Genomic DNA, 24,695 nt, shown 5'->3' with positions numbered 1-24,695 from the left:
CCTGCCCCTGCGGCTCGGGGCGCAGCTCGCATCAGCCGACGCTCGTCAGCATGTCCGTGATCTCCCGGACCACAAGCTGAGGGGCATCCAACGGCACGTCGTGCGAGGTACCCGGCGCTTTCACGAGGCGTCGGTTCGCAGCAGCACTCGCGAAGTCCACCTGCGCCTGCCGCCAGAGGTTCGCGTCTTCTGCGGTCGGAAACGGGGTGGATGCCGACGGGATGACCGTTGCAGGAACAGAGGCCGGCCAGCTCAGCTCGTGGTACGCGGCGTGTTCGGGCGCGTAATCCTTGGCCGTGGCGACCAGCTGTCGCTCGGCAGGCGTCAGCTTCGTCAGCTTCTTCAGCTGAGCGACCTCTGGCGTGTTCGCGGCGACCACACGCGCGATCTCCGTCTTCGTGTAGAACTCGGGAAGGCTCGCGTCCACGAGCACGGCACCCTCGACGTCCCGCGGGTGCTCGTTCACCAGGCTGGTCGCGATCTCGCCGGCTTCCGAGTGCGACACGAGGACCGAGTGTCCGGCGATCCCGAGCTGCTTCATGCCGGCGTGCAGATCGGATGCCTCCCTCTTCATCGAATACGCGCCAGAAACGACGTCGCTGCCGCCCATCCCTTCGCGGTCGTACGTCACGATCTCGGACCCGGTCGCAGCGGAGAGCAGCGGCACCAGTATGTTCCAGTAGCTGGAGTCCGCACCGCCGCCCGCGTCGAGCACGACGGCCGGAAGGGACCCGGGGGTCACGTGGAACGCGATCCTGTGCCCGTCGTTCTCGATCATCCGGAGGTAGGCGGCGGAGGTGGACGCGGCATGGGAACTCGTAGGCGCGGGAGTCGCGCACGCCGACAGGCCGACCGCGACGGCGACCGCTGTCGCGGCGACAAAGGCGACCGTGAGGTGGCGGTGGAGTGAGAAGGACTCGGGCTTCATGATGGATTTCTCTCCCTCGGACAGTGGGTTGCGCGGACTCGGATCGACCGGATCCGGCCGCAGATCCAGCCTGATCCGGTGATCGTTTCGTGACGACCCGGCTGACCCACCGATCGACGCGGGTTGTCCGGTGCGGTCACCGGGTGCGCAGGCGGTGGGTGAACCCCCGGAGCATGGCGGATCCGGAGACGATGACGAGCGCGATCCCTGCGGTCGAGAGGACGACGAGGACCGTCACTGCCGGCCAGACGCCGAGCGCGACAGCCGTGAGCAGCGGTGGAACCGTCATGCCGGCGTATGCGATGAGGAAGATGCCGGCGAGAGCCTCACCCCTGCGCTCAGGCCCTGCGATGGCCGCCGTGGTGGCGAGCGCTGAACGGAACAGGATGCCGATGCCGGCGCCCGCGACGCCTCCGCCGGCCAGGAAGAGCGCGAGCGATGCGGCGAGCGCGCTGACGCCGACGGCCGCGAGCCCGCAGACCGCGAGTGCCACGGCCAGCCGGAGCTGGAGGGCGATCGGAAGCCGTGCCGTGACCGCCTGGGCCGCTGCCGCGGCCAGGAACACGACCGAGGGCGCCACGCCCGTGAGAAGCGCTGACTGGAGCCCCAAGACGCCGGCGAGAAATGTCGACGAGAGCCCCATGAACGTGCCGAACACGGCGAAAGCGGCGGAGGCGCCCAGGGCGGCGGCCCAGAAGGCGCCGCGCCGCTCGACGGGAATCGCGATGCGCTGCGGCCGGTATGCCTGATGCTCGGTCTTCTGTTCGACGGTCTCGGGCACGAGTGCCACGAGGATGCCCTCCGCGGCGAAGAGGAGGGCGAAGAGCACGTACGGGACCACGAGCGGCCGCGCGGACCAGGTGGCGATCAGTCCGCCCACCAGTGGGCCCAGCCCGATGCCGCCCAGGTTGGCGAACGTGGCCACGAGCGCGGATCGTCCGCCCGAGCCGCCTGCGGCTGCGCCCAGCTCGGCGAGGTATGCGGTCGCGGCCGCCGCAAGCACGCCGATCCCGAGCCCGCTGACGAAACGCGCCACGATGAGGCCGGCGACGTCGTTCCAGACGAGGAACAGGATTGCCGCAGCGAGGTTCACGCCCAGAGAGGCGACGATGATCCGCCTGCGGCCCATCCGGTCGGAGACGTGCCCCGCAAGGTAGAGGCTCAGCATGACGCCGACGGCGTATGCACCGAAGATGACCGTGAGAACGATCGTCGGAAAGCCGTCGCGCCGCTGATAGATCGCGTAGAGCGGTGTCGGAACGGCGCAGAACGCCATTGCGGTGAGGAAGGCGAGGGCGATGATCCAGAACCCCGTGCGGTGCTGAATCCGTGCAGCAGCCGGGGTTGGTGTCGGCGCGGTGGTCGTCGATGTCATCCCCCAAGACTGGTCAACCACCGTCATCGCGTCCAACGAACGCCTTCGATGCATGCCATCGATCACATCGATGACAAACTAAGCTCGCCGCATGGACACCAGACAGGTGGAGTATGCGATCGCGGTCGCCGACGAGTTGAGCTTCACCCGTGCCGCAGCACGGGTCTACGCCGTGCAGTCGACCGTCTCGGCAGGCGTCCAGGCTCTGGAGCGCGCGCTCGGGGTCGTGCTGTTCGAACGCGACCAGCACGGCGTGCGGATGACGCAAGCCGGAGAATCGGTACTGCCGGCGCTCCGGGAGCTCGCTGAGGCCGAAGCTCGTGCCCGCACCGCGGCCGACCCGGGGGGAGAATTGCGCGGTCAACTGCGGATCGGAGTGTTCTCGAGCGTGAGCTACCTGGCGCTCCCTCGGGCGATCGGCGATTTCCATCGTGACCACCCCCTCGTCGACCTGCGGCTTCGCTCAGCTCCAACCGGGTCGAGGGAGCTGGCGGAGGACGTGCGGCGTGGTCGTCTGGACCTCTGCCTGTTCGGGCTGCCCGCGGCTGCAGCCCCAGGATTGGCGGTGCACAGATTGTCGACGACGCCCTTCGAGGCCATCCTTCCGCCGGACCACGAACTCGCGAGCCGCGCGACGTTGCGGCTGACGCAACTCGCAGATGAACGATTCGTGGACGCCCCCGTCGGCTTCGGCAACCGGGATGTGCTCGACATCGCTCTCGGCAGCCTCGGAATCGTGCGAAATGTCACCATCGAGGCGACCGAAACCGCCGCCATCCCGGCCTTCGTCGCGGCAGGCCTGGGAGTCGCGCTTCTTCCGGGTCTGCTCATCCCGCCGACTATGGAGGCCGTCCGTGTGCCGCTGGCCGAGCGCATCGACTGGGACTTCAGCGTGGTGACCCGCACCTCGCCGGGCGCTGCGACGAAGGCGTTGCTCGATGCGCTGCTCTCGACTCACTGATAGGCATAGTGCTCGAGTGGTCAGGATGCTGCCGGTCAGGCGGCCAGCCGCGCCGCTACGACGGATTCACCGTCTCCCAGGCCGGCCCTCAGCGGGGACCGAGTTCGGCCTCGGCCCGGTACAGCCTCACGACGTCGCCCACCACGATGACGGCCGGTGATTGCACGCCCGCCAACGCCGCGATGCCGGCGATGGTGCCCAGTGTGCCGATGGTCACCCGTTGTCGCGGCCCGAAGCCGTCCTCGATGATCGCCACCGGGGTCGAGGCGGGCCGTCTCTCGCCGACCAGCGTGGCCCCGCTGGTGGCCAGTCCGCTCACGCCCATCAGCAGGATGACGGTGTGGTCGCCTCCACCCGGCACGACGTCCAGGTCCTCATGTCCGGTCAGCACGGTGAACCCGTTCGCGACGCCACGCGCGGTCACCGGGATGCCGACCGCGGCGGGCACCGACACCGCGCTGGTCACGCCGGGCACGACCTCGACAGGGACGCCCGCCTCACGGCACGCCTCGACCTCTTCATGCCCGCGGCCGAAGACGAACGGGTCGCCCCCCTTCAACCGCACGACCCGCTTGCCGGCAAGGGCGCGCTCCACGATCAGCCGGTTGATCTCCTTCTGCGGTACGGGATGGTGACCCGGATGCTTGCCCGCGTCGATCACCTCGACGGCGTCGTCGAGCTCGTCGAGAAGCGACCTCGGACCGAGCCGGTCGGCCACGACCACCTCGGCTGCGTGCAGCAGCTCCAGCCCGCGCAGCGTGATCAGCCCGGCGTCCCCCGGGCCGCCGCCGATGAGCGCGACGGATCCTGCTGCAGTTGCAGTCGAGGCTTCGGACTCCGCTCCGGTCACAGTGGACTCCCGACGGACCCGACGCGTGAATCCGCGGTGCGGGCGAGTCCCCTGCCGCGCGCGATCCTGCGCTCGATCGGCGCGAATACGAGCAGCTCGACGACGATCCCGATCACGAGGATGCCCACGATCGTCACGATCACGCCCGACAGGTCTGCGAGCTGACGGCTCTGGTCGAGCAGTGTTCCGAGGCCGAAGCCCATCGTTCCGCCCGTCGTGATGATCTCCGCTGCCATGAGCGAGCGCCAGGAGAACGCCCATCCCTGCTTGAGGCCGCCGAGGTAGCCGGGCAGCGCCGCCGGCATGACAACGAGCGTCGCCTGCTGCCATTTCGAGGCGCCTAGCACGGTGCCGACCCGGCGGAACTGCGGCGGAACCTGGTCGACGCCGGAAAGCAGGCCGTTCACGATCGACGGCGTCGCGCCCATCAGCACGACGAAGTAGGCCGTCGCGTCCGAGAGGCCGAACCAGAGGATGGCGGCGGGCACCCAGGCGACGGACGGCAGCACCTGAAGACCCGAGATGAGCGGGCCGACCGCCCGGCGCAGAAGAGGGACCTCGGAGAGAAGCAACCCGAGGGGGGTCCCGACGGCGACGGCGATGAGGAATCCGAGCACGCCGCGTTCCAGACTGGTCAGCACAGCCTGCTGCAGGCGTCCGCTCGACCAGAGGTCGCCGAACGACTGCGCGACGGCGATGGGGCTGGGCACGATGTCCGGTCGCGGCTGGGCGATCCACACGTAGACCTGCCAGACGACGATGAGCACGACCAGAAGCGCGACCGGCAGCAGCACGCTGCTCAGGGCTCGCCGCCACGACCGCGTCGAACGGTGCCCGCCGGACTGCAGCGAGTCGAGTCCGGCCTCGACATCAGAGAATGCGTATCGCTCGTGATCGGCGCGCGGCCGTGCCGTCGTGGAGGTGGATCCGCTGTACTCGGACCCGCTGTAGTCAAGCGACATGGCGCACCAGCTCCCCGCGCAGACGGTCGGTGATGCCAGCCGCGAGCTCCGCGGCATCCGCTTCGTCTTCGCCGCTGCGCAGACGCTCGTCGATCGTCCACTGCTCGGCCACGCGTCCGGGACGCGACGACAGCAGCACAACGCGCTGGCCCAGACGCACTGCCTCCCGCACGTTGTGCGTGACGAAGACGATCGTGCGGCCGGTCGTACGCCAGATGCGCTCGAGCTGGTCGTGCAGGATGTCGCGGGTGATGGCATCCAGCGCAGCGAACGGCTCGTCCATCAGGAGCACATCCCTGTCCTGGGCGAGCGCCCTCGCCAGGGCCACCCGCTGGCGCATGCCGCCGGAAAGCTCGTGCGGACGCTTGTCAGCGGCATCCGCGAGGTTCACGAGCTCGAGGAGCTCGACGGCGCGCCTCGACCTCTCCGCCTTGGCGGCTCCGCTCAGCTGGAGGGCCAGCTCCACGTTGCGACGGGCGGAGAGCCACGGGAACAGCGCCGCATCCTGGAACATGACGGCGGCGCGTCCGCTCGGCACGCTGACGGTGCCGGTGGTCGGCGCCTCGAGTCCGGCCACGATGTTCAGAAGCGTCGACTTTCCGCATCCGGATGCCCCGAGCAGGCACACGAATTCGCCGCGCGCCACCTGCAGCTCGATGCCGTCCAGCACGAGCGGCTGCGCTGCGCCGTAACGCTTCGTGAGTCCCTTGATGTCGATCGCCGGCGATGCTGCATCGATCGTGGCGTCGGACCGGCCGGGGGCGATCGCCGTGCCGCTGGTCATTTCACCCCGAGGCCGGCGGACGAGACGGCCGCCTTCTTCGCCGCCTTCAGCTGGGCGTTGACCGACGTGAGATCGAAGATGCCGTGCAGGTCCGCCGACTTGGAGAGGCCGAGCTTGATGGCGTGATTCTGCAGCTCCGGGAACGTGGACGCGATCGGATCGAGGCCGAATGTCACCTGGCCGAGGGCTCTCTGCAGCTCGGTGTCGTCGAGGCTCGTGCCGCTGTCTGCCTTGAGTTTCGCGTTGACGGCATCGGCGACATCCTGCCGCGAGTGGGAGTTCAGCCAGTCGACCGATGCCTGATGCCCCTTGACCAACGCATCGACGGTCTTGCCGTGCGCGTCGATGAACGACTGGTTCGCCACCAGCACCGTGGTCGGGAACTTTCCGCCCTTCCACTGCGACGTCTCGTTGACGAGCACGTGCGCTCCGCCCTCTATGACGAGACGGGACACCCACGGCTCGGGCAGCCACGCTCCGTCGAGCTTGCCCTGCTTGAACAGCGCGAGCGTCTGGGCGTTGTCGGTCGGCGTGATGGTCACGTCGCCGCCGCCTGTGAGCGAGGTGCTCAGCCCCTGCTTGGCCAGCCAGGTGCGGAGCGCAACGTCCTGCGTGTTGCCGAGCTGCGGAGATGCGAGCGTCTTGCCCTTCAGCTGCGAAGCCTTCGTGATGTCCTTCGACACCACGAGGGCCGCACCGCCGTTGGTCGCACCGGAGATGATGCGGATCGACTTGCCGCCGCTCGATGCGTACGAGCTGATCGCCGGGCTCGGTCCGATGAACGCTGCATCGATGGCGCCGGCGCTGAGCGCCTCGATCGTCGCGGGACCTGCGTTGAAGATCTCCGTGGTGAGCGTCGTGGATCCGAGGCTCTTCGCCAGGATCCCCTCCTGCAGCCCGATGAGCGCCGGCGCGTGCGTGACGTTGTCGAAGTACCCGAGGCGGAGCTTCGCGGCCGCCGTCCCGGCCGATCCGGCCTTCGCAGAGGCAGTCGGTGCGGCATCCGCTGCCGAACACCCGGTCATCGTCCCGACGACAGCGGCGCCCATGGCGGCGACGGTGAGCTGTGCGAAGGCGCGTCGGGTCAGGTGTGCGGTCATGGTGGTGTCCTCGTGTCGGTGGTGCGCGTATGGATCGGGGTGAGTGGTGTTCGAGTGTGCGGTGTGTTCGAGTGGTGGGAAGCTCGGGCCCTTTCGAGTGCGCTGCGCCAGCGGCAGCGGCCCAGACGGGGCGGATCGGAAGGGATTCAGATGGTGAACGCGTTCGCCGGATCGGTTTCGACGCCGGCCCTCGAGACGATGCCCGCGGCGAGCGTCGCGCCGTCCTGCGGCTGGATCACGACGAACGCCCCTGCCCTGCGGTGCTCGGAGTAGGCGAGCAACGGGAGCGCGGCGGCGAGCTTCAGTCGTGCCGTGCCGATGTCGTTGATCTGGAGGCGGTCCGCTGGTTCGAGTTCGAGCGTCTCGAGGTCGCGGCGGCCGTCGATCGTGGTGACCAACGCCTGCACCGTAGCCGTTCCGTACTTGACGAGCACGCGGGATCCCGGCTGCAGCGGCCGGGGGTCCAGCCAGAACAGCGACGCAGTCAGCTCGGAGACGAGCTCCGGCTCCTCTCCGGCGGCGACGATCACGCTGCCGCGTGCGGCATCCACGTCGTCGCTGAGACGCAGAGCCACGGACTGCGACGCAACGGCGGTGTCCAGGGAGCGTCCGGCCACGTCGATGCCCGCGACGCGAGTGCGGATGCCGGCCGGCAGAACGGTGACCTCGTCGCCGACGTTCACCGAGCCGGATGCCACCTGCCCGGCGAAGGCGCGGTAGTCGCGATAGGCGTCGGCGTCCAGTCCCGGCGCGAGCGCGCCCTGCGGACGGATCACCGTCTGCACCGGCAGCCGGAACGGTGCCAGCGTGTTCTCGACCTCGTCGATCACCTCGAGCGTCTCGAGCAGGTCGAGGAGCGGAAGCCCGTCGTACCAGGGCGTGTGCTCCGACGCGTTCACGACGTTGTCGCCCTCGAGCGCCGACACCGGCACGACGGAGACCTCGTCGATCCCTAAGTCGGCGGCGACGGCGAGCACATCCCGTTCAACGGACCGGAAGGTCGCCTCGTCGTAGCCGACGAGGTCGATCTTGTTGACGGCGACGATGAGGTGCGGCACGCGCAGCAGCTGTACCACCGAGAGGTGCCTCCGGGTCTGCTCGAGCACGCCGTGACGTACGTCGATGAGCACGACGACGGCATCCGCTGTGGTCGATCCGGTGACCATGTTCCTCGTGTACTGCACGTGGCCGGGGCAGTCCGCGAGGATGAAGCTGCGGCGGTCCGTGGCGAAGTAGCGGTAGGCGACATCGATCGTGATGCCCTGCTCGCGCTCGGCCCGCAGGCCGTCGGTGAGCAGCGCCAGGTCGACGCGCTCCCCGCCGGCGAAGCCGCGCTGCTCGCTCGCGCGGGTGATGGCATCCCACTGGTCGGCGAGGATCGACTTCGAATCGTGCAGCAGGCGTCCGACGAGCGTCGACTTGCCGTCGTCGACGGATCCGGCGGTGGCGAAGCGGAAGAGCGTTGCGGTCATGATGCCTCCAGATCCCTGAGCGAGCGGAGCGAGCTGAAGAGTGGGTGGCCGGCTCTGTGCGTCGTCCATGTCCTTGTGTCCCGAGCGCCGAGACGGCGGTCGGCGCCGGCGTCGCGCCGAAGGCCGGAAACGGCCTTCGGTCCAAGCTCCAGCGCGGGCATCAGAAGTACCCGTCCTTCTTGCGATCCTCCATGCCGGCCTCGCTGATGCGATCGTCGGCGCGGGTGGCTCCGCGTTCGGTCAGCGTGGATGCCGCGACCTCGCGCACCACGGCCGCGACGTCGACGGCGTCCGATTCCACCGCTCCGGTGCACGACATGTCGCCGACCGTGCGGTAGCGCACCTGTCGGATCTCGACCGACTCGTCTTCCCGTGCGGGCGAGACCGGCGACACGGCCCGCCACATGCCGTCCCTGGCATATACCTGGCGTTCGTGCGCGTAGTAGAGGCTCGGGAGGGCGATGCCTTCCCGCTCGATGTAGCGCCACACGTCGAGCTCCGACCAGTTGCTGATCGGGAAGGCGCGCACGTGCTGCCCTGGCGTGTGCTTGCCGTTGTAGAGGTTCCAGAGCTCGGGACGCTGGTTGCGCGGATCCCACTGGCCGAACTCGTCGCGCAGCGACAGGATGCGCTCCTTCGCCCGTGCCTTGTCCTCGTCGCGCCGGCCACCGCCGAACACGGCGTCATGGCCGTGACCGCGGATCGCGTCCAGCAGCGGCACGGTCTGCAGCGGGTTGCGGGTGCCGTCCGCGCGCTCGAAGAGTCGTCCGTCGTCGATGTAGTCCTGAACGCTGGCGACCTCGAGAGTGAGCCCGAGCCGGGCGACGGTCTCGTCGCGGAACTCGAGCACCTCGGGGAAGTTGTGGCCGGTGTCCACGTGCAGCACGGGGAAGGGGATGCGCGCCGGCCAGAACGCCTTCGCCGCCAGGTGCAGCATGAGCACCGAGTCCTTGCCGCCGGAGAACAGCATCACCGGTCGATCGAACTCGGCCACCACCTCGCGGATGATGTGGATCGCCTCGTTCTCGAGCACGTCCAACGCACTGTCGTGGGCCGAGGCCCCTGAGCGGGAGAAGCGAGCGTCGCCCTGAGCTCGTCGAGGCGCCGAATACTCGGCGGCTTCCCGTCCCACGATCGTTTCGACCGCGCTCACAAGTGGATCCCGCATTCGGTCTTCGCCAGTCCGGCCCACCGGCCGGAACGCGGATCTTCTCCCGGCGCCACCCGCTTGGTGCACGGCTCGCACCCGATGGACGGATACCCGTTCGAGAGCAACAGGTTGAGCGGAACCGAGTGCTCGCCCGCGTAGTCGAGGAGCTCGTCGAAGCTCCACGCCGCCAGCGGGTTGACCTTGATGAGGCCGTGGCGGTCGTCGAAGACGACGAGCGGGGTGTTGGTGCGCGTCGGAGCCTCGTCACGGCGCACGCCGGTGAACCAGAGCTCGTAGCCGGCCAGGGACTTCTTCAGCGGTGCGACCTTGCGCAGCTCGCAGCAGAGGCCGGGATCGCGGGCGAAGAGATCCTTGCCGTATGCGGAATCCTGCTCGGCGACGCTCTGCTCCGGAAGCACGTCCACGACACGCACGTCGAGCGAGCGGGCCACCTCGTCGCGCGTGATGCGCGTCTCGAGGAAGTGGTACCCGGTGTCGAGGAACAGCACGTCGACGCCGGGCAGTGACTGGGCGACGACGTGCGGCAGCACGGCATCCGCCATCGAGCACGCGACGGCCGCCGCGCCGACCTGCACGTTCTCGGCGACCCAGGCGACGACATCCGCAGCGGATGCCTCCGCCCCCGTCAGCGAGCGCAACTCGCGTTCGCCCGCTGCCGCGATGGCGCGGAGCTCGTCCTCGTCGCGCTTCGGAGCGCGCACCCCGGTCGTCGTGCTCGTGGTCATCGAAGTGCCTCCTCGTCGGCCGACAACGCCCATTCGGCGAAGGTCTGATCGTAGGTACGTTCCGCTATCCAGCGCCTAGTGATGCGCTCTACATAGTCGATGAGGTCGCTCGCAGTGACCTTAAGGCCGCGTACGGTTCTGCCCAGCCCTGCCTCGCCACGGATATCGGAGGCGAGGCCGCCGCCCAGGTGCACCTGGAATCCGGGGGACTGCACACCGTTCTCGTCGGTGATGAGCTGACCCTTCAGGCCGATGTCTGCCGTCTGAATGCGTGCGCACGAGTTCGGGCAGCCGTTGATGTGCAGGCTGATCGGATGCGGCAGGTCGATGCCCTTCAGCCGCGTCTCGAGCGCGGCGATGGCCTCGGTCGCGGTGTCCTTGGTGTCGACTATGGCGAGCTTGCAGTACTCCAGCCCGGTGCACGCGACGGTCGAGCGGCGGAACGGACTCGGCCGGGCGGAGAGACCGAGCGCGTCGAGGTCGGCGATGAGCGGCTCGACGTCGTCCTCGGCCACGTCGAGCACGACGAGCTTCTGGTGCGGCGTCGTGCGCAGCCGGAAGGAGCCGTGGGTTTCCAGGGCGTCGGCGATGGCGACGAGCCGGGTTCCCGACAGCCGCCCGACGGTCGGCGCGACGCCGATGAAGTACGCACCGTCCTTCTGCGGATGCACGCCGATGTGGTCGCCGGGCGTTGACGGCTTCGGCGCTGCCGGGCCATCGGCGAGGGTGAAGCCGAGGTATTCGCGCTCCAGCACCTCGCGGAACTTCTCGGGACCCCAGTCCGCAAGGAGGAACTTCATGCGGGCCTTGTTGCGCAGGCGGCGATATCCGTAGTCGCGGAAGATCGACGTGACGCCCTCCCAGACCTCGGGTGCCTGCGCCTCAGTGACGAACGCACCGAGGCGCTCGCCGAGACGCGGCGTCGTCGACAGAGCGCCGCCCACCCACAGGTCGTAGCCGGCACCGAGCTCCGGGTGCACGACACCGACGAGCGAGATGTCGTTGATCTCGTGCACGACGTCCTGGCTCGGGTGTCCGGTGATGGCCGTCTTGTACTTGCGGGGAAGGTTGGAGAAGGCGGGATCGCCGATGTACCGGCGCGAGATCTCCCTGATCACGGGTGTCGGGTCGATGATCTCGTCTGCTGCGATGCCGGCGACCGGACTGCCGAGGATCACGCGTGGCACGTCACCGCACGCCTCCGTCGTCTGCAGTCCGACGGCTTCGAGCCGACGCCAGATCTCAGGAACGGACTCGATCTCCACCCAGTGCAGCTGGATGTTCTGCCGGTCGGTGAGGTCTGCCGAGTCGCGACCGAACTCGCGCGAGATCTCGCCGATCACGCGCAACTGCTCGGTGGTGAGCGCTCCGCCGTCGATGCGCACGCGCATCATGAAGTAGCGGTCTTCGAGCTCCTCGGGCTCCAACGTGGCCGTGCGGCCTCCGTCGATTCCCGGCTTGCGCTGCGTGTAGAGGCCCCACCAACGGAAGGGTCCGTGCAGGTCGCCGGGATCGATGCTGTCGAATCCGCCTGCCGCATAGACGTTCTCGATGCGCTCGCGCACGTTGAGACCGTCATCGGCCTGCTTGAGTTCTTCGTTCCCGTTCAACGGCGCGCGGCCGTCGACCTTCCATTGGCCGTTAGGCACTCCGGCGCGCGGCGGGCGCACTCTCTGCGCCGGTCTCGAATCCACGGACGTCATGCTCACCTCACTGGTGGGTACCCCGACGCAGGCGAAGGGGCGGACGGATGTCGACCCTCACGCTACGAGGGCGTCGCGACCCCCGCGACGGGGGGTGAAACAGCCGTACACGTGACGTAACAGTTCGAGACGTGGTTGCGCAGGATGCGCGATGGCGCGACCCTGTGCACCCGCGCCGGCCGCGTGCGGCGGATCAGCGGAGGCGGACGATCTCCGGCAGCCCCGCCGCCGCCGATGCGTCAGACGCGCGGTCCAGCACGACGTCCACGAGCTGCCGAGGCGTCGAGTCCGGGGTCAGGAGCGGATCCGCGACGCGATCGGCACCGGCCTGCAGCACCAGGTCGAGGAAGTAGCCGGGGGCGAGCAGGTAGGTGGAGACCAGCACCCCGGAATCCGGTGCCGTGCGACGCGCCTCCGCGACGGCGTCGCCGAGCGAGGGCGACGCCGCGGAGAGGAAGCCAACGGTGACCGGCGTGGAGAGGCGGGCGGCGAGCATCCGTCCGGTGCGACGGCAGTCCTCGAGCGCGCGCGGATCGCTCGAGCCCGCCGCCGCGAGCACGATGCTGTCGTGCGGGGTTCGTCCCGCCTCGTCGAGTCGCCGAGCGAGCACGTCGACCAGGCGTTCGTCCGGGCCGAGCGCCGCCGAGACCGTCGCCGGAATCGAGGCGGAACGTGCGGCATCCGCGAGGTCGACGAACACGTGGTAGCCGGCGGAGAGCAGAAGCGGCACGACGATCGCGTGGTCCGCATCGCGCGCCTCCGCGATGGCTGTGGGAACGTCGGGCTGCTCGACATCGACGTGACAGCCGACGACGGGCATCGTCGTGGCTGCGGCGACCCGGGTGACGAGTGCGCGCACGGCCGCCTGCCCGGCGGGGGAGGACGTGCCGTGGGATGCTGCGAAGAGGGTGGCGGTCATGACGATCGCTCGATGCTACCGGCAGCACCCACTCCTGCGGCGTTGCCTACACGCCGATCGTGCGCTCCGGCGGGGCGTAGTCCCGCACCTCGTGGTGCAGCCGTTCCATCGTCTCGTCGAGGTGCGAAGCGGCATCGGCGGCTTCGGTCAGCCCGTCGATGAGGTGCTGAGGAACTTGGGTGTCGTACTTGTAGTAGGTCTTGTGCTCCAGGCTGGCCCAGAAGTCCATGGCGATCGTGCGGAACTGCACCTCGACCCGCACCTGCTCCGGTCCTCCGGAGAGGAACACCGGCACTTCGAGGATGACGTGCAGGCTGCGGTATCCGTTGGGCTTGGGGTTCGCGATGTAGTCCTTCACCTCGAGCACCGTGATGTCGTCCTGCGACGTGAGCAGCTCGACGATGCGGTACACGTCGCTGACGAAGCTGCAGATCACGCGCACACCGGCGATGTCCGACAGACCGGACTTGATGGCATCCAGATCGAGTTCCACGCCCTTGCGAGCAGCCTTCTCGAGCACGCTCTCCAGGGTCTTGACCCGAACAGAGATGCTCTCGATGGGGTTGTAGCCGTCGACGAGACTGAACTCCTCGCGCAGGATGTTGAGCTTCGTCTCGACTTCCGCCACGCCGAACCGGTAACGCATGAGGAACTTGGAGACCTGGTCGCGCAGTGCCGTGAGGTCCGACAGCGTGCCGCTGTCGGCGTGTTCCAGTAGGTCGAGCGTGCGGGCGCTGAGCAGCGGGCGGGGTCCGGGATGTTCGTCGGACCGGGCGAGTTCGGCGGAAGTCACGAAATTGACAGTATCCGTGTCAACTTGGCGAACCGTGTGTGCAGTCCTGATGCCGGCTGTGTTACAACTCCAACAGGAATCGGATGCCGCCCGGGAACGTGACGCCGATACTCGACCGGATCTCCCGCAGTCACGCATCGTCTGGGCTAAGGCTGAGCCAGGGCGACAACCCGAATATCGCCCTGGCTCAGCTCCCCCAGGTGTTGCCCCAAGTCCCCCCGACCGGGTGGATCTCCTCCAAGAGTCCGTGCAACAAGACAACTATCGCCGTGGCCGTAGTGCAGAGATAGTCAGCATTTGGGTGGACAGTCGGGGTACATTTCTTGGTCGTTTCTGGGAAAGGACGGCTCTGTCGGGCCTCGACGTGACCACTAGTGGGGGCGGAAGGACATGCCCGACCGCGCTGTCGGTCGACTGCGGCACGCCGGGCGGCGTGCACTGGAGCTAGGAGCGGAGGCCATTTCGGCCTCCGCGACGCCGGGGCTGTCGGCCGTGTCGGCCGCCAGGTTTCGGCGTGCACGTGAACTCAGTCGAAATCCAAGCTGAGCTTGCGGAGGAGGCCGGCGAGCCGGGTCTGCTCGCCGGCGGGCAACGTGCGCAGCAGTTCAGCCTCTGCGTCGACGAGCCGGGTGATCGCGGCGTCGACGCGCGTGAGGCCCTGTGCCGTCATTCGCACCAGGATGCCGCGCCCGTCGTTCGGGTCGGTCTGGCGCTCAACGAGTCCGCGTTCGACGAGACGATCGATGCGGTTGGTCATCGTGCCGCTCGACACGAGGGTCTGGGTGAGCAGGGCCTTCGGGCTGAGCCGGTACGGCGTCCCCGCCCTGCGGAGCGCGGAGAGCACGTCGAACTCCCACGACTGCAGATCGGAGCGTCCGAACGCGGCGCGTCGCGCACGGTCGAGGTGCTTGGAGAGACGGTCGACGCGGGACAGCACCTGAAGCGGAGCGAAGTCGAGATCGGGGCGCTCGCGCTCCCAGGCGTCGACGATCCGCGCGACCTCGTCAGCGTGCTCCGGCATCCGTCCATTATCGAGCAGGGAGGCGGGCGTTCGGCGGATGCGCGCCCGGCGTGCGCAGCTCGGCGGCCGGAAGGAGACCGCTCAGTGGTCCCGGGTGACGCGCCCTGGCCCGCACCGTTTCCTTAGGACGGAACTGCTCGGTTGTACGTTTCGTGCATCGCGCAGTTTTGAAGAAGCCGGTCCGGCAGGCTTCTGTCACGATCGGTTCCATGAGCGAGAACACGACGACAGCAAAGGCGGCGAAGCCGCGCAGCACGACGAAGCAGGCGAACTCCGTGGAGTTCACTGCCGACGAGCGGGCGGCCATCAAGGAGTATTCGAACGAGCTGAAGACGAACGCTCGTCGCGGCGGCAAGGCGACCAAGGCGGACGGCCTGACCGACCTGATGGCCCAGATCGAGAAGATGGTCGAGCCGGATCGCACCATGGCGCGCGAGGTGCACGAGCTGGTCATGGCGGCGGTGCCCCAGCTCACGCCGAAGACCTGGTACGGCATGCCCGCGTACGCGTTCAACGGCGACACCATCTGCTTCTTCCAGCCGGCCAACAAGTTCAAGGCCCGCTTCTCGACGCTCGGATTCGGTGACAAGGCGAAGCTCGACGACGGCGACATGTGGCCGATCTACTACTCGCTGAAGGAGCTCACTCCCGAGGTCCGGGACCGGATCACCGAACTGGTGCGTCGCGCCGTCTCCTGAGTCCATCCCGGTCGACGGCCTACCGCTCGTCGCACCCGTCGAAACAGGCTCGTATCGGCCGGTTCCGACGGGCTCCACGAGGGGTGAAGGACCGAGGCGCCCTCCGGCGTCTGGCAGACTGGAGGGCGCTATCCGCCGTGGTGTAATGGCAGCACGACAGCCTTTGGAGCTGTTAGGTCTAGGTTCGAGTCCTGGCGGCGGAGCTCGCCCGTGCTTGGAGCGGCGGAGCTCGGTGGTGGCACAGCGGCGGAGCCCGAATGGCAGGCGACGCCGCAGTGCGGGAATACTGTCATGGTGACCGATCCCAACCTCGCCATCATCGTTCTCGCCGCAGGCCAGGGAACGCGCATGAAGTCCGCGACGCCCAAGCTGCTGCATCCGCTGGCCGGCGCGCCGATCGTGAGTCACGTGCTCGCGACGGCTCGAGCGATGGATCCGGCGTTGATCCTCGCCGTCGTCCGCCACGAGCGCGACCGCGTGTCCGAGGTGATCGAGGCCGAATTGCCCGACGCCGTGATCATCGACCAGGATCACGTGCCCGGCACGGGACGCGCCGTCGAACAGGCGGTGGCCGATCTGCCTGAGGGCTTCAACGGGGATGTCCTGGTGCTCAACGGCGACGTGCCGCTTCTGGATGCCGACACGCTGCGCGAGCTCATCGACGGCCACCGGGCCAGTGGCGCTGCGGCGACGGTGCTGAGCAGCGTGGTTTCGGATGCCACTGGATACGGCCGCATCGTGCGTGCGGCCGATGGCGGGCTGGAGCGCATCGTCGAGCACAAGGACGCCACAGCCGCCGAGCGCGCCATCGACGAGATCAACGCGGGCATCTACGTGTTCGGCGTGAGCGCGCTGCGCGACCAGCTGGCGTACCTGCGCACCGACAATGCCCAGGGCGAGAAGTACCTCACCGACATGGTCGAGCTGCTGCATCGTGCCGGCAGCAGTGTCTCGGCCGTGCCGGTCGCCGAGTCCTGGAAGGCGGAGGGCATCAACGACCGCGCCCAGCTCAGCGAGGCCGCAGCACGCCTCAACGCGCTCATCGTGCGCGGCTGGCAGCTGAACGGTGTGACGGTGCAGGATCCGGCGACGACGTGGATCGACCTCACGGTGACGCTCGCGCCGGATGTGACGATCCTTCCCGGCACGCAGCTCAAGGGCGCGACGACCGTCGAGAAGGATGCCGTGATCGGTCCTGACACCACCCTCGTCGACTGCGAGGTGGGCGAGGGCGCGAAGGTGAAGCGAACGGACGCGACGCTCGCGGTGATCGGTGCACGGGCATCCGTCGGTCCGTTCTCCTACCTGCGCCCGGGGACGGTGCTCGATGCGGACGGCAAGATCGGCACATTCGTCGAGACGAAGAACTCGCACATCGGCCAGGGAAGCAAGGTGCCGCACCTCAGCTACATCGGCGACTCGAACGTCGGCCGCGGCGTCAACCTCGGCGCGGGGACGATCACGGCGAACTACGACGATCTGACGAAGCACCGCACCGAGATCGGCGACGAGGTGCACACCGGGTCGCACAACGTCTTCGTTGCGCCGGTTAGGATCGGAGACGGCGCGAAGACCGGCGCCGGTGCAGTCATCCGCAAGGACGTCCCGGCCGGTGCCCTGGCTCTCAGCGTCGCCCCTCAGCGCAACATCGAGGGATGGGTCGAGAAGAACCGATCGGGCACGGCGGCCGCCGAGGTCGCTGAGCGTGCTCGATCCGCACAGGAAGCGAACGATGGCTCGCAAAGACAAGACGGTTGATCTCGACCGGGACCGGGGGATAGCTCCGGGTCTCGTCGCCAAGACGAAGAAGCGGCTCGTCGTCTCCGGCGGGCGCTCGCATCCGGAGCTCCTCGCCGCCGTCGCCTCCGAGCTCGGCACGGAGCTGGTTCCCACCGAGTACCGCACGTTCGCGTCCGGGGAGATCCTCACACGCTTCGAGGTGTCGGTGCGCGGGTGCGACGTGTTCCTCATCCAGTCGTTCGGGCCGCCCGTCAACGAGTGGCTCATGGAGCTGCTCATCATGCTGGATGCCGCCAAGCGCGCATCAGCCAAGCGCATCACCGTCGTCGCGCCGTACTATCCGTACTCGCGTCAGGACAAGAAGGGTCGCGGCCGCGAGCCGATCAGCGCCCGGCTCGTCGCCGACCTGCTGAAGACGGCAGGGGCCGACCGCGTGATGAGCGTCGACCTGCACGCCGCGCAGATCCAGGGCTTCTTCGACGGACCCGTCGACCACCTCTTCGCGAAGCCGGTGCTGCTGCACCATTTCAAGGAGACCCTGTCTCCCGAGGACCGCGAGAAGCTGACGGTCGTCTCTCCTGACACCGGGCGTGTGCGCGTCGCCGACCAGTGGTCGGACAGCCTCGGAGCGCCGCTGGCCATCATCCACAAGCGTCGCGATCCGAACGTCGCCAACCAGGTCACGGTCAACGAGATCGTCGGCCGGGTACGGGGCCGCGTGTGCCTCATCGTCGACGACATGATCGACACCGGCGGCACGATCGTCAAGGCGGCACAGGCGCTCAAGGACGCCGGCGCCGAGCGGGTCATCGTGGCGGCGACCCACGCGGTGTTCAGCGATCCGGCGACGGAACGGCTGCAGGACGCCTCGATCGACGAGGTGGTCGTGACTGACACGATCCCGTTGCCGGAGGCGAAGAGGTTCCCGTCGCTGACGATCCTGCCGATCGCCCCGCTGCTGGCACGGGCGATCCACGAAGTGTTCGAGGACGGATCCGTCACCTCGATGTTCAACGGCGAGGCTTAGCCGCAGCTACGAACCGCGCTGCCGGTCAGCGCTGGATGAGCGTCGAGGCGATGCCGACACCGCACGCGGCGAGCGTCGCCAGTGCGAGCAGCGCGAGCGGGATCGTGGGAGTCGCTCGGGGCATCCGGTCGTGGTGTCTGCCGTTTCCGGCGAGCGCCCGCCCGCGCAGGTTCCCGTAGAGCACGAACGCGGCGGCGACGGCGATCAGGATGACACCGGTGACGATCAGCGGGCCGGCGTCGTCCTGCCAGCCGTCGCGCAACGCCAGGAGTCCGTTGACGGCCAGCGCCAGGCAGGTGCGCGACCAGGCCAGCGCCGTGCGCTCTCCCTGCAGACCCGGGTCGCGGAGGGGAGCAGCGCTCATCGGCCGTAGACGGCGATCAGGATGGTGATCACGGCGCCGACGGCGAGTACGACGGCCGCTATCAGCGGCACGGCGATGGTGAGCGGCAGGCGCTTGCCGTTGCGCATCGCGATCTCGTTGGCGCGCCAGCGCAGGTAGGCGATCACGGCCAGCACAGCCGAGAGGGCACCGAGCACGACCGCGAGGATCACGATGATCCAGTGCGGTCCGATCTTGTTCGAGAACTCCTCGAGAAGCACGCCGCCGGCGAGGATGGCGAGCGCCGTGCGGATCCACGCGAGGAACGTGCGCTCGTTGGCGAGGGAGAACCGGTAGTCGGGGTCCTCACCGGTCTCCCGCCACTTCGGTTCACGCATGCGCCGGCACCGGACCGGGAACGAGTTCAGGCATGCGTCAAGGCTACCGACACGCGGATGTCACCCCCGGTAGCTACGCTGGCCCGATGACCGAACGGGGAACGGCCACATCCACGACGAACGGCTCGCGGAGCGCTGACGTCGATGGGGCGGAGCAGCGGGATTCCAGGGTGCTCTGGCTGCTGCTCGTCGCGACGTTCGTCGTCATTCTGAACGAGACGATCATGTCGGTGGCGATCACCGACATCATGCGCGACTTCCACGTGGATGCCAGGGCGGGGCAATGGCTGACGACCGCGTTCATGCTGACCCTCGCGGTCGTCATCCCGATCACCGGGATCCTGCTGCAGCGATTCAGCACCCGGTCGATGTTCATCGCCGCGATGTCGCTGTTCAGCGCTGGGACCTTGATCGCGGCCACCGCGCCGGTCTTCGGCGTGCTGCTCGCGGCACGCGTGGTGCAGGCGTCAGGGACCGCGATCATGATGCCGCTCTTGATGACGACGATCATGACGGTCGTGGCACCCGGCAAGCGGGGGCGCACGATGGGCAACGTCTCCATCGTGATCTCGGTCGCACCGGCGATCGGGCCGACCATCGCGGGCATCATCCTGAGTGCGCTGCAGTGGCGCTGGATCTTCTGGTTCGTGCTGCCGATCGCCGTCGTCATGCTCGTGGTCGGGGCGCTGCGGGTGCGAAACGTGTCCACGCCCGCGCAGGTGCCGATCGACGTGCTGTCGGTCGTGCTGTCCGTCTTCGGATTCGGTGGACTCGTCTACGGACTCAGCCAGATCGGTGCGACCGACCAGTCGGCGGGCGCCGGTTCCATGCCGATGATCCTCGCCTTCGTGGTCGGCGGCGGTGCGCTGATCTGGTTCGTCCTCCGCCAGCTGCTGCTGCAACGCAAGGACAGGGCACTGCTCGACTTGCGCACCTTCGGCTCGAGCACCTTCACGGTGACGATCGTGCTCATGGCCATCAGCATGGCTGCGCTGCTCGGCACCGTCATCCTCCTGCCGATCTTCATGCAGCAGGTGCTGGGACTGGAGCCGCTCGCGATCGGGTTGCTCCTCCTGCCCGGTGGCCTGATCATGGGGCTGCTGGCGCCGCTTGTCGGCCGGCTCTACGACCGCGTCGGTGCGAGGCCGCTCGTGATCCCCGGAGCCATCGCCATGAGCGCTGCGCTGTGGATGCTCGCCTTCGTCGGATCAGCCACGCCGCCCTGGTACCTGCTGACCGCCCACGTGGTGCTCAGCATCGGCCTCGCGTTCCTCTTCACGCCACTGTTCACAGCGGGACTCGGCGCCGTGCCCGAACGCTTCTACTCGCACGGCAGTGCGATCATCGGCACCGTTCAGCAGGTCGCAGGCGCCGCAGGCACGGCGCTCTTCGTCGCCGTCATGTCGGTGCGCGAGGCGACCGTCGTCGCCGCGGGATCCAGCGTGCGGGAGGCGACGGCATCCGGGATCGGACTGGCGTTCTTCGTCGGCGGTGTGCTGTCGCTCGGCGCGGTGCTCGCCGCGTTCTTCGTGCGGACGCCTGCAACGGCAGCGGATCCGCATGACGCGTTGGCCGACGCGGCGATCTGATCGCAGTGGCGCCCGCCGCGCTTTCCCGTGCGTCCGGCCGTAGTGGATGACGGTCGCGCCAAGGCGACGGTCGATGGTTGAAATGCGGATCGGCGGGCACGCTCTCGTTGCGTGCCCGCCGATCCGCGATCCTGGTGGCGTCGGTGTGTTCCGACGGCCTCGGTGTCAGGTCGTCAGTGGGTGGACGGTGTCGTCGCGATCTCCGAGCGGTCGCCCGACCACAGCGTGTGGAACACGCCGTCCTTGTCGACGCGCTTGTAGGTGTGCGCGCCGAAGAAGTCGCGCTGACCCTGCACGAGCGCGGCCGGCAGACGGTCGGCACGAAGGCCGTCGTAGTACGCCAGGCTCGAGCTGAACGCGGGGGACGGGATCCCGGCTTGCGCCGCAGCCACGACCACCCGACGCCACGCCTCCTGCGTGCGCCCGAGCGCCTCGCGGAAGTACGGGGCGGTGAGCAGCGCCACGAGCCCGGCATCCTCGGCGTACGCCTCGGTGATGCGGTTGAGGAACTGCGCGCGGATGATGCAACCACCGCGCCAGATCGCCGCGATGTCGCCCTTCTCGATGTCCCAGCCGTACTGCTGCGCGCCGGCGACGATCTCGTCGAAGCCCTGCGAATACGCGACGATCTTGGAGGCGTACAGCGCCTTGCGCACGTCCTCGACGAACGCGTCGGGATCCGAGACGCTCCACGTCTCCGACGGGCCGGGCAGGTCGGATGCCGCGGTGCGCTGCGCCGGCTTGCTCGACAGCGAGCGGGCGAACACGGCCTCGGCGATGCCCGACACGGGGATGCCGAGGTCGAGCGCCGTCTGCACGGTCCAGGCACCGGTGCCCTTGGCGCCCGCCTGATCGAGGATCACGTCGACCAGCGGTTTGCCGGTCTCGGCGGCGACCTGTCGCAGCACCTCGGCGGTGATCTCGATGAGGTAGCTCTCCAGCTCGCCCTTGTTCCACTGCGCGAAGATGTCGGCGATCTCGGCCGGCGACTTGCCCGTTCCGCGGCGGATCAGGTCGTACGCCTCTGCGATGAGCTGCATGTCGGCGTATTCGATGCCGTTGTGCACCATCTTCACGAAGTGGCCGGCGCCGTCGTGGCCGACGTGCGTGACGCATGGCTCGCCCTCGGCGACCGCGGCGATCGAGCGCAGGATCGGGCCGAGGGTGACCCACGACTCGTCCGATCCGCCCGGCATGATCGACGGTCCGTTCAGCGCGCCCTCCTCACCGCCGGAGATGCCGGCGCCGACGAAGTTGATGCCCGTGTCGCGCACGGCCTTCTCCCGGCGGATGGTGTCGGTGAACAGTGCGTTGCCACCGTCCACGATGATGTCGCCCGGCTCGAACACCCTGACGAGCTCGTCGATGACGGCATCGGTTCCGCGTCCGGCCTGCACCATGATGATCGCGGCGCGCGGCTTCGACAGGGTGGCGGCGAACTCTTCGTAGTCGTACGCGGGCAGGAATCCTGCCTCGGGGTGCTCGGAGAGCAGCTCGTCGGTGCGGGACCGCGTGCGGTTGTAGACCGCGACGGTGTTGCCTTCACGGCTGGCGAGGTTGCGGGCGAGGTTGGAGCCCATCACCGCCAACCCGACTACACCGATGTTCGCAACGGACTTCGCGGATTCCGAGTTCTCGGCCACGGCACTTCTCCTCGATGACGGGTCTTCATGAAGACGGGGGAGGGGGATGTCTCTCGCGGCTGGTATCCCAACGCCGCGGGCTTCCCACTCTAAAGGACTGCCCATGTCGCGCGTGGCAAACCATCTGCCGCGCACGCGGCCATCGGACAGAATGTCTGCATGACCGTCGTGCCACCCGCCCAGCTTCCGCCCATCGTGCTCATGGGGGTGTCCGGTGCAGGAAAGACCGTCGTGGGCAACGCGCTCGCAGATGCCTCCGGCCGCGTCTTCATCGACGGCGACGACCTGCACCCGGCTGTGAACAAGGAGAAGATGCGCGCAGGCATCCCCCTGACCGATGCCGACCGCGAACCCTGGCTGCGGATCATCGGCGAGCGGCTGGCCGTCGGCGACGGCGTGATCGTGGCGTGCAGTGCGCTGAAGCGCCGCTACCGCGACCTGCTGCGCGGATACGCGCCCGACGCCTTCTTCGCGCACCTGGATCCGAGCCGCACCACGCTCCAGCACCGAGTCGATTCCCGGGTGCACGAGTACATGCCTTCAGGGTTGCTCGACTCCCAGCTCTCCGCACTCGAGCCGCTCGAGCCCGACGAGTTCGGACGGGTGTTCAGCGACGACGAGTCGGTCGAGCAGACCGTGGAGGACATCCGGTCGGCCCTCGCGGGCGACGGTGGATCGGCCTGAGGGTCGCCGCGCAGCTGCACTCGCTCAGCGGGCCCGTAGGGCTGCGGCTGCGCCCGCTCAGCGGGCTCCGGCCCGTCAGACGAAGACCATGGCCGCGTCCTGGCCGGGTTCGAGGGGGAAGACGCCGATGAACTCGACATCGTGGTCGAGGGCATCGAAGCGCTCGATCTTCGAGCCCTCCGGTTCGTAGAAGACGTCGCCCGGCTGCAGGATCCGCTCCTCGCCGCCCGCGATCACGTAGCGAACCCGTCCGGCCAGGATCGCGCCGAAGACGGGCCCGTTGTGCACGTGCGCTCCCGATGGGGTGCCGGCGAGCATCCGGATGCGTCGCACTTCCACCCGCCCGACGTGCTTCGTCGCGGGAAAGGTCGCATCGAGTTCGAGCACGCGAGAGACGCGTTCACTGAGATCTGCCATGGATCCAGAAGTAGCAGAGCGGCAGCCCGATCGACGTGGTACTGGGCCTGACCGTGAACGTCCAGCCGCGCCCTGCGACAATTGACGGGTGAGCGAGACGACGATCCGGACGACCGGCCGTGCGACGACCCGGGAGGGCGCCGGCGCGGACGCCGCCTCGCGCCCCCAGGTTCGCCCGGCGACGGAGGGCTGGACCCAGCAACTGGCGGCCGACGGCCGCCCTGCCCTGCAGTTCGCGTCGCCGCGCCGCAAGCAGCCGGAGACGCACCTCGCCGACCTCACGCCTGCTGAGCGCAAGGCGAAGGTCGAGGAGCTCGGACTCCCCGGCTTCCGCGCGAAGCAGCTGGCGACGCATTACTTCACCCACTACACGACGGATGCCGCGGCCATGACGGATCTGCCGGCATCCCGTCGCGACGAACTCGTCTCGACTCTGCTCCCGCCCCTGCTCACCGAGGTGCGGCGCTTCCGAACGGATGACGGACGGACCATCAAGTTCCTCTGGCGCCTCTTCGACGGCGCGCTCGTCGAATCCGTGCTCATGCGCTATCCGGGACGCATCACATTGTGCATCTCGTCGCAGGCCGGATGCGGCATGAACTGTCCGTTCTGCGCGACCGGCCAGCAGGGACTGACCCGCAACCTGTCGTCTGCGGAGATCGTCGACCAGGTGGTGGCCGCGAACCGCGCCATCGCCCAGGGCGAGCTGGGGCACAGCCCGAGCGGTGCGCCTGAGCGCGTGCACAACATCGTCTTCATGGGCATGGGCGAGCCGCTGGCCAACTACAAGCGGCTGATGACGGCGGTGCGCACGTTGGTCGCACCGCAGCCCGACGGGCTCGGCATGTCCGCTCGCGGCATCACGGTGTCGTCGGTGGGACTCGTGCCCGCCATCCGCAAGCTCGCCGACGAGGACATCCCGCTCACGTTCGCCCTGTCGCTGCATGCGCCGGATGACGGTCTGCGCGACGAGCTCATCCCGGTGAACTCGCGCTGGAAGGTCGACGAGGCCCTGGATGCCGCCCGCTACTACTTCGAGAAGACCGGCCGCCGCGTCTCCATCGAGTACGCGCTCATCAAGGATATGAACGACCACGGCTGGCGCGCCGACCTGCTCGCGCAGAAGCTCAACGAGCGCGGGCACGGCTGGGTGCACGTCAACCCGATCCCGCTCAACCCGACCCCGGGTTCCATCTGGACCGCGAGCGAGAAGGATGTCACCGACGAGTTCGTGCGCCGGCTCGAGGCATCCGGCATCCCGACGACCCTCCGCGACACGCGCGGCAAGGAGATCGACGGCGCCTGCGGGCAGCTCGCCGCCGCGGAGTAGCGCCCTGCGCCGGATTCGGCGCGCACCGGGAGATTGTCAGCAGGTAAACGGCTGAGCTGAGGCTCGCGACGCCCGCACCGACG

At 68.4% G+C, this 24,695-nt stretch carries 22 protein-coding genes, 1 tRNA gene and 2 pseudogenes; 8 read left to right on the top strand and 17 right to left on the bottom strand.

Annotation, left to right across the window (positions count from 1 at the left end):
- Positions 1-31 precede the first annotated feature (31 nt).
- The gene (locus HII28_RS05685) at positions 32-928 is read right to left on the bottom strand and encodes an alpha/beta hydrolase (protein ID WP_170024513.1); all 897 of its coding nucleotides are present in this window, start codon (positions 926-928) and stop codon (positions 32-34) included.
- A gap of 136 nt (positions 929-1,064) precedes the next feature.
- Positions 1,065-2,303: an MFS transporter gene (locus HII28_RS05680; RefSeq protein WP_170024512.1), complete on the bottom strand. Its 1,239-nt coding sequence runs from the start codon at positions 2,301-2,303 to the stop codon at positions 1,065-1,067.
- Positions 2,304-2,394: 91 nt separating this feature from the next.
- Between HII28_RS05680 and HII28_RS05675 the strand changes: the two genes are divergently transcribed.
- Complete coding sequence (locus tag HII28_RS05675; protein WP_170024511.1) at positions 2,395-3,264, top strand: LysR family transcriptional regulator; 870 nt, start codon at positions 2,395-2,397, stop codon at positions 3,262-3,264.
- Positions 3,265-3,352: 88 nt separating this feature from the next.
- Here HII28_RS05675 and cobA read toward each other — a convergent pair.
- From cobA to HII28_RS05620, 11 genes and pseudogenes are all read right to left on the bottom strand, one after another.
- A pseudogene (cobA, locus tag HII28_RS05670) lies at positions 3,353-4,072 on the bottom strand (uroporphyrinogen-III C-methyltransferase); the annotation flags it as partial.
- Positions 4,073-4,110: 38 nt separating this feature from the next.
- Positions 4,111-5,076: an ABC transporter permease gene (locus tag HII28_RS05665; RefSeq protein WP_170024510.1), complete on the bottom strand. Its 966-nt coding sequence runs from the start codon at positions 5,074-5,076 to the stop codon at positions 4,111-4,113.
- Positions 5,066-5,860 carry an ABC transporter ATP-binding protein gene (locus tag HII28_RS05660; protein WP_170024509.1) on the bottom strand — a complete coding sequence of 265 codons (795 nt, stop codon included), beginning with the start codon at positions 5,858-5,860 and terminating at the stop codon, positions 5,066-5,068. The genes HII28_RS05665 and HII28_RS05660 overlap by 11 nt, the downstream gene beginning before the upstream one ends.
- A complete protein-coding gene (locus HII28_RS05655) occupies positions 5,857-6,960 on the bottom strand; it encodes an ABC transporter substrate-binding protein (RefSeq protein ID WP_240977249.1) in 1,104 nt (367 codons plus the stop codon). Before HII28_RS05655 ends, HII28_RS05660 begins: the two co-directional genes overlap by 4 nt.
- 146 nt (positions 6,961-7,106) lie before the next feature.
- Positions 7,107-8,432: a GTP-binding protein gene (locus HII28_RS05650; protein WP_170024508.1), complete on the bottom strand. Its 1,326-nt coding sequence runs from the start codon at positions 8,430-8,432 to the stop codon at positions 7,107-7,109.
- 160 nt (positions 8,433-8,592) lie between these two features.
- A pseudogene (gene cysD, locus HII28_RS05645) lies at positions 8,593-9,477 on the bottom strand (sulfate adenylyltransferase subunit CysD); the annotation flags it as partial.
- 104 nt (positions 9,478-9,581) lie between these two features.
- The gene (locus HII28_RS05640; RefSeq protein ID WP_170024506.1) at positions 9,582-10,328 is read right to left on the bottom strand and encodes a phosphoadenylyl-sulfate reductase; all 747 of its coding nucleotides are present in this window, start codon (positions 10,326-10,328) and stop codon (positions 9,582-9,584) included.
- Positions 10,325-12,031 carry a nitrite/sulfite reductase gene (locus tag HII28_RS05635; RefSeq protein WP_170024505.1) on the bottom strand — a complete coding sequence of 569 codons (1,707 nt, stop codon included), beginning with the start codon at positions 12,029-12,031 and terminating at the stop codon, positions 10,325-10,327. The genes HII28_RS05640 and HII28_RS05635 overlap by 4 nt, the downstream gene beginning before the upstream one ends.
- 193 nt (positions 12,032-12,224) lie before the next feature.
- Complete coding sequence (locus HII28_RS05630) at positions 12,225-12,950, bottom strand: CbiX/SirB N-terminal domain-containing protein (RefSeq protein ID WP_170024504.1); 726 nt, start codon at positions 12,948-12,950, stop codon at positions 12,225-12,227.
- 46 nt (positions 12,951-12,996) lie between these two features.
- Positions 12,997-13,665, bottom strand: a complete 669-nt coding sequence (locus tag HII28_RS05625; protein WP_240977575.1) for a GTP pyrophosphokinase family protein — start codon at positions 13,663-13,665, stop codon at positions 12,997-12,999.
- Positions 13,666-14,269: 604 nt separating this feature from the next.
- On the bottom strand, positions 14,270-14,764 hold the full coding sequence (locus HII28_RS05620) for a MarR family transcriptional regulator (RefSeq protein ID WP_170024502.1): 495 nt from the start codon (positions 14,762-14,764) through the stop codon (positions 14,270-14,272).
- Positions 14,765-14,973: 209 nt separating this feature from the next.
- On the opposite strand from HII28_RS05620, the gene HII28_RS05615 reads away from it, so the two are divergent.
- From HII28_RS05615 to HII28_RS05600, 4 genes are all read left to right on the top strand, one after another.
- Entirely contained in the window at positions 14,974-15,462 is a 489-nt protein-coding gene (locus HII28_RS05615) for a DUF1801 domain-containing protein (protein ID WP_170024501.1), read from the top strand.
- Positions 15,463-15,593: 131 nt separating this feature from the next.
- Positions 15,594-15,665 (top strand) — tRNA-Gln (locus HII28_RS05610).
- Positions 15,666-15,753: 88 nt separating this feature from the next.
- Positions 15,754-17,220, top strand: coding sequence for a bifunctional UDP-N-acetylglucosamine diphosphorylase/glucosamine-1-phosphate N-acetyltransferase GlmU (glmU, locus tag HII28_RS05605; RefSeq protein WP_205864574.1), 1,467 nt, complete (start codon positions 15,754-15,756; stop codon positions 17,218-17,220).
- On the top strand, positions 17,195-18,229 hold the full coding sequence (locus HII28_RS05600) for a ribose-phosphate diphosphokinase (RefSeq protein ID WP_170024500.1): 1,035 nt from the start codon (positions 17,195-17,197) through the stop codon (positions 18,227-18,229). Before glmU ends, HII28_RS05600 begins: the two co-directional genes overlap by 26 nt.
- Before the next feature lie 25 nt (positions 18,230-18,254).
- Here the strand turns inward: HII28_RS05600 and HII28_RS05595 are convergent, their stop codons facing one another.
- Together HII28_RS05595 and HII28_RS05590 are read right to left on the bottom strand one after the other, a co-directional pair.
- A complete protein-coding gene (locus HII28_RS05595; RefSeq protein ID WP_170024499.1) occupies positions 18,255-18,593 on the bottom strand; it encodes a DUF202 domain-containing protein in 339 nt (112 codons plus the stop codon).
- Positions 18,590-18,949 carry a DUF202 domain-containing protein gene (locus tag HII28_RS05590; RefSeq protein WP_170024498.1) on the bottom strand — a complete coding sequence of 120 codons (360 nt, stop codon included), beginning with the start codon at positions 18,947-18,949 and terminating at the stop codon, positions 18,590-18,592. Before HII28_RS05590 ends, HII28_RS05595 begins: the two co-directional genes overlap by 4 nt.
- A gap of 86 nt (positions 18,950-19,035) precedes the next feature.
- Between HII28_RS05590 and HII28_RS05585 the strand changes: the two genes are divergently transcribed.
- A complete protein-coding gene (locus HII28_RS05585; protein ID WP_170024497.1) occupies positions 19,036-20,538 on the top strand; it encodes a DHA2 family efflux MFS transporter permease subunit in 1,503 nt (500 codons plus the stop codon).
- A gap of 173 nt (positions 20,539-20,711) precedes the next feature.
- Here HII28_RS05585 and gndA read toward each other — a convergent pair whose 3' ends face one another.
- On the bottom strand, positions 20,712-22,181 hold the full coding sequence (gndA, locus tag HII28_RS05580; RefSeq protein WP_346769202.1) for an NADP-dependent phosphogluconate dehydrogenase: 1,470 nt from the start codon (positions 22,179-22,181) through the stop codon (positions 20,712-20,714).
- Positions 22,182-22,340: 159 nt separating this feature from the next.
- Between gndA and HII28_RS05575 the strand changes: the two genes are divergently transcribed.
- Complete coding sequence (locus tag HII28_RS05575; protein WP_170024495.1) at positions 22,341-22,865, top strand: gluconokinase; 525 nt, start codon at positions 22,341-22,343, stop codon at positions 22,863-22,865.
- 75 nt (positions 22,866-22,940) lie between these two features.
- Here the strand turns inward: HII28_RS05575 and HII28_RS05570 are convergent, their stop codons facing one another.
- Complete coding sequence (locus tag HII28_RS05570; RefSeq protein ID WP_170024494.1) at positions 22,941-23,282, bottom strand: cupin domain-containing protein; 342 nt, start codon at positions 23,280-23,282, stop codon at positions 22,941-22,943.
- 88 nt (positions 23,283-23,370) lie between these two features.
- On the opposite strand from HII28_RS05570, the gene rlmN reads away from it, so the two are divergent.
- Positions 23,371-24,612, top strand: a complete 1,242-nt coding sequence (rlmN, locus tag HII28_RS05565; RefSeq protein WP_346769201.1) for a 23S rRNA (adenine(2503)-C(2))-methyltransferase RlmN — start codon at positions 23,371-23,373, stop codon at positions 24,610-24,612.
- Positions 24,613-24,695 lie beyond the last annotated feature (83 nt).

It is taken from the genome of Planctomonas sp. JC2975 (assembly GCF_012985205.1).
GTDB lineage: Bacteria > Actinomycetota > Actinomycetes > Actinomycetales > Microbacteriaceae > Humibacter.
Note: the sequence above shows the minus strand (reverse complement) of the source record. Positions and strands in the feature narration are given on the sequence as shown.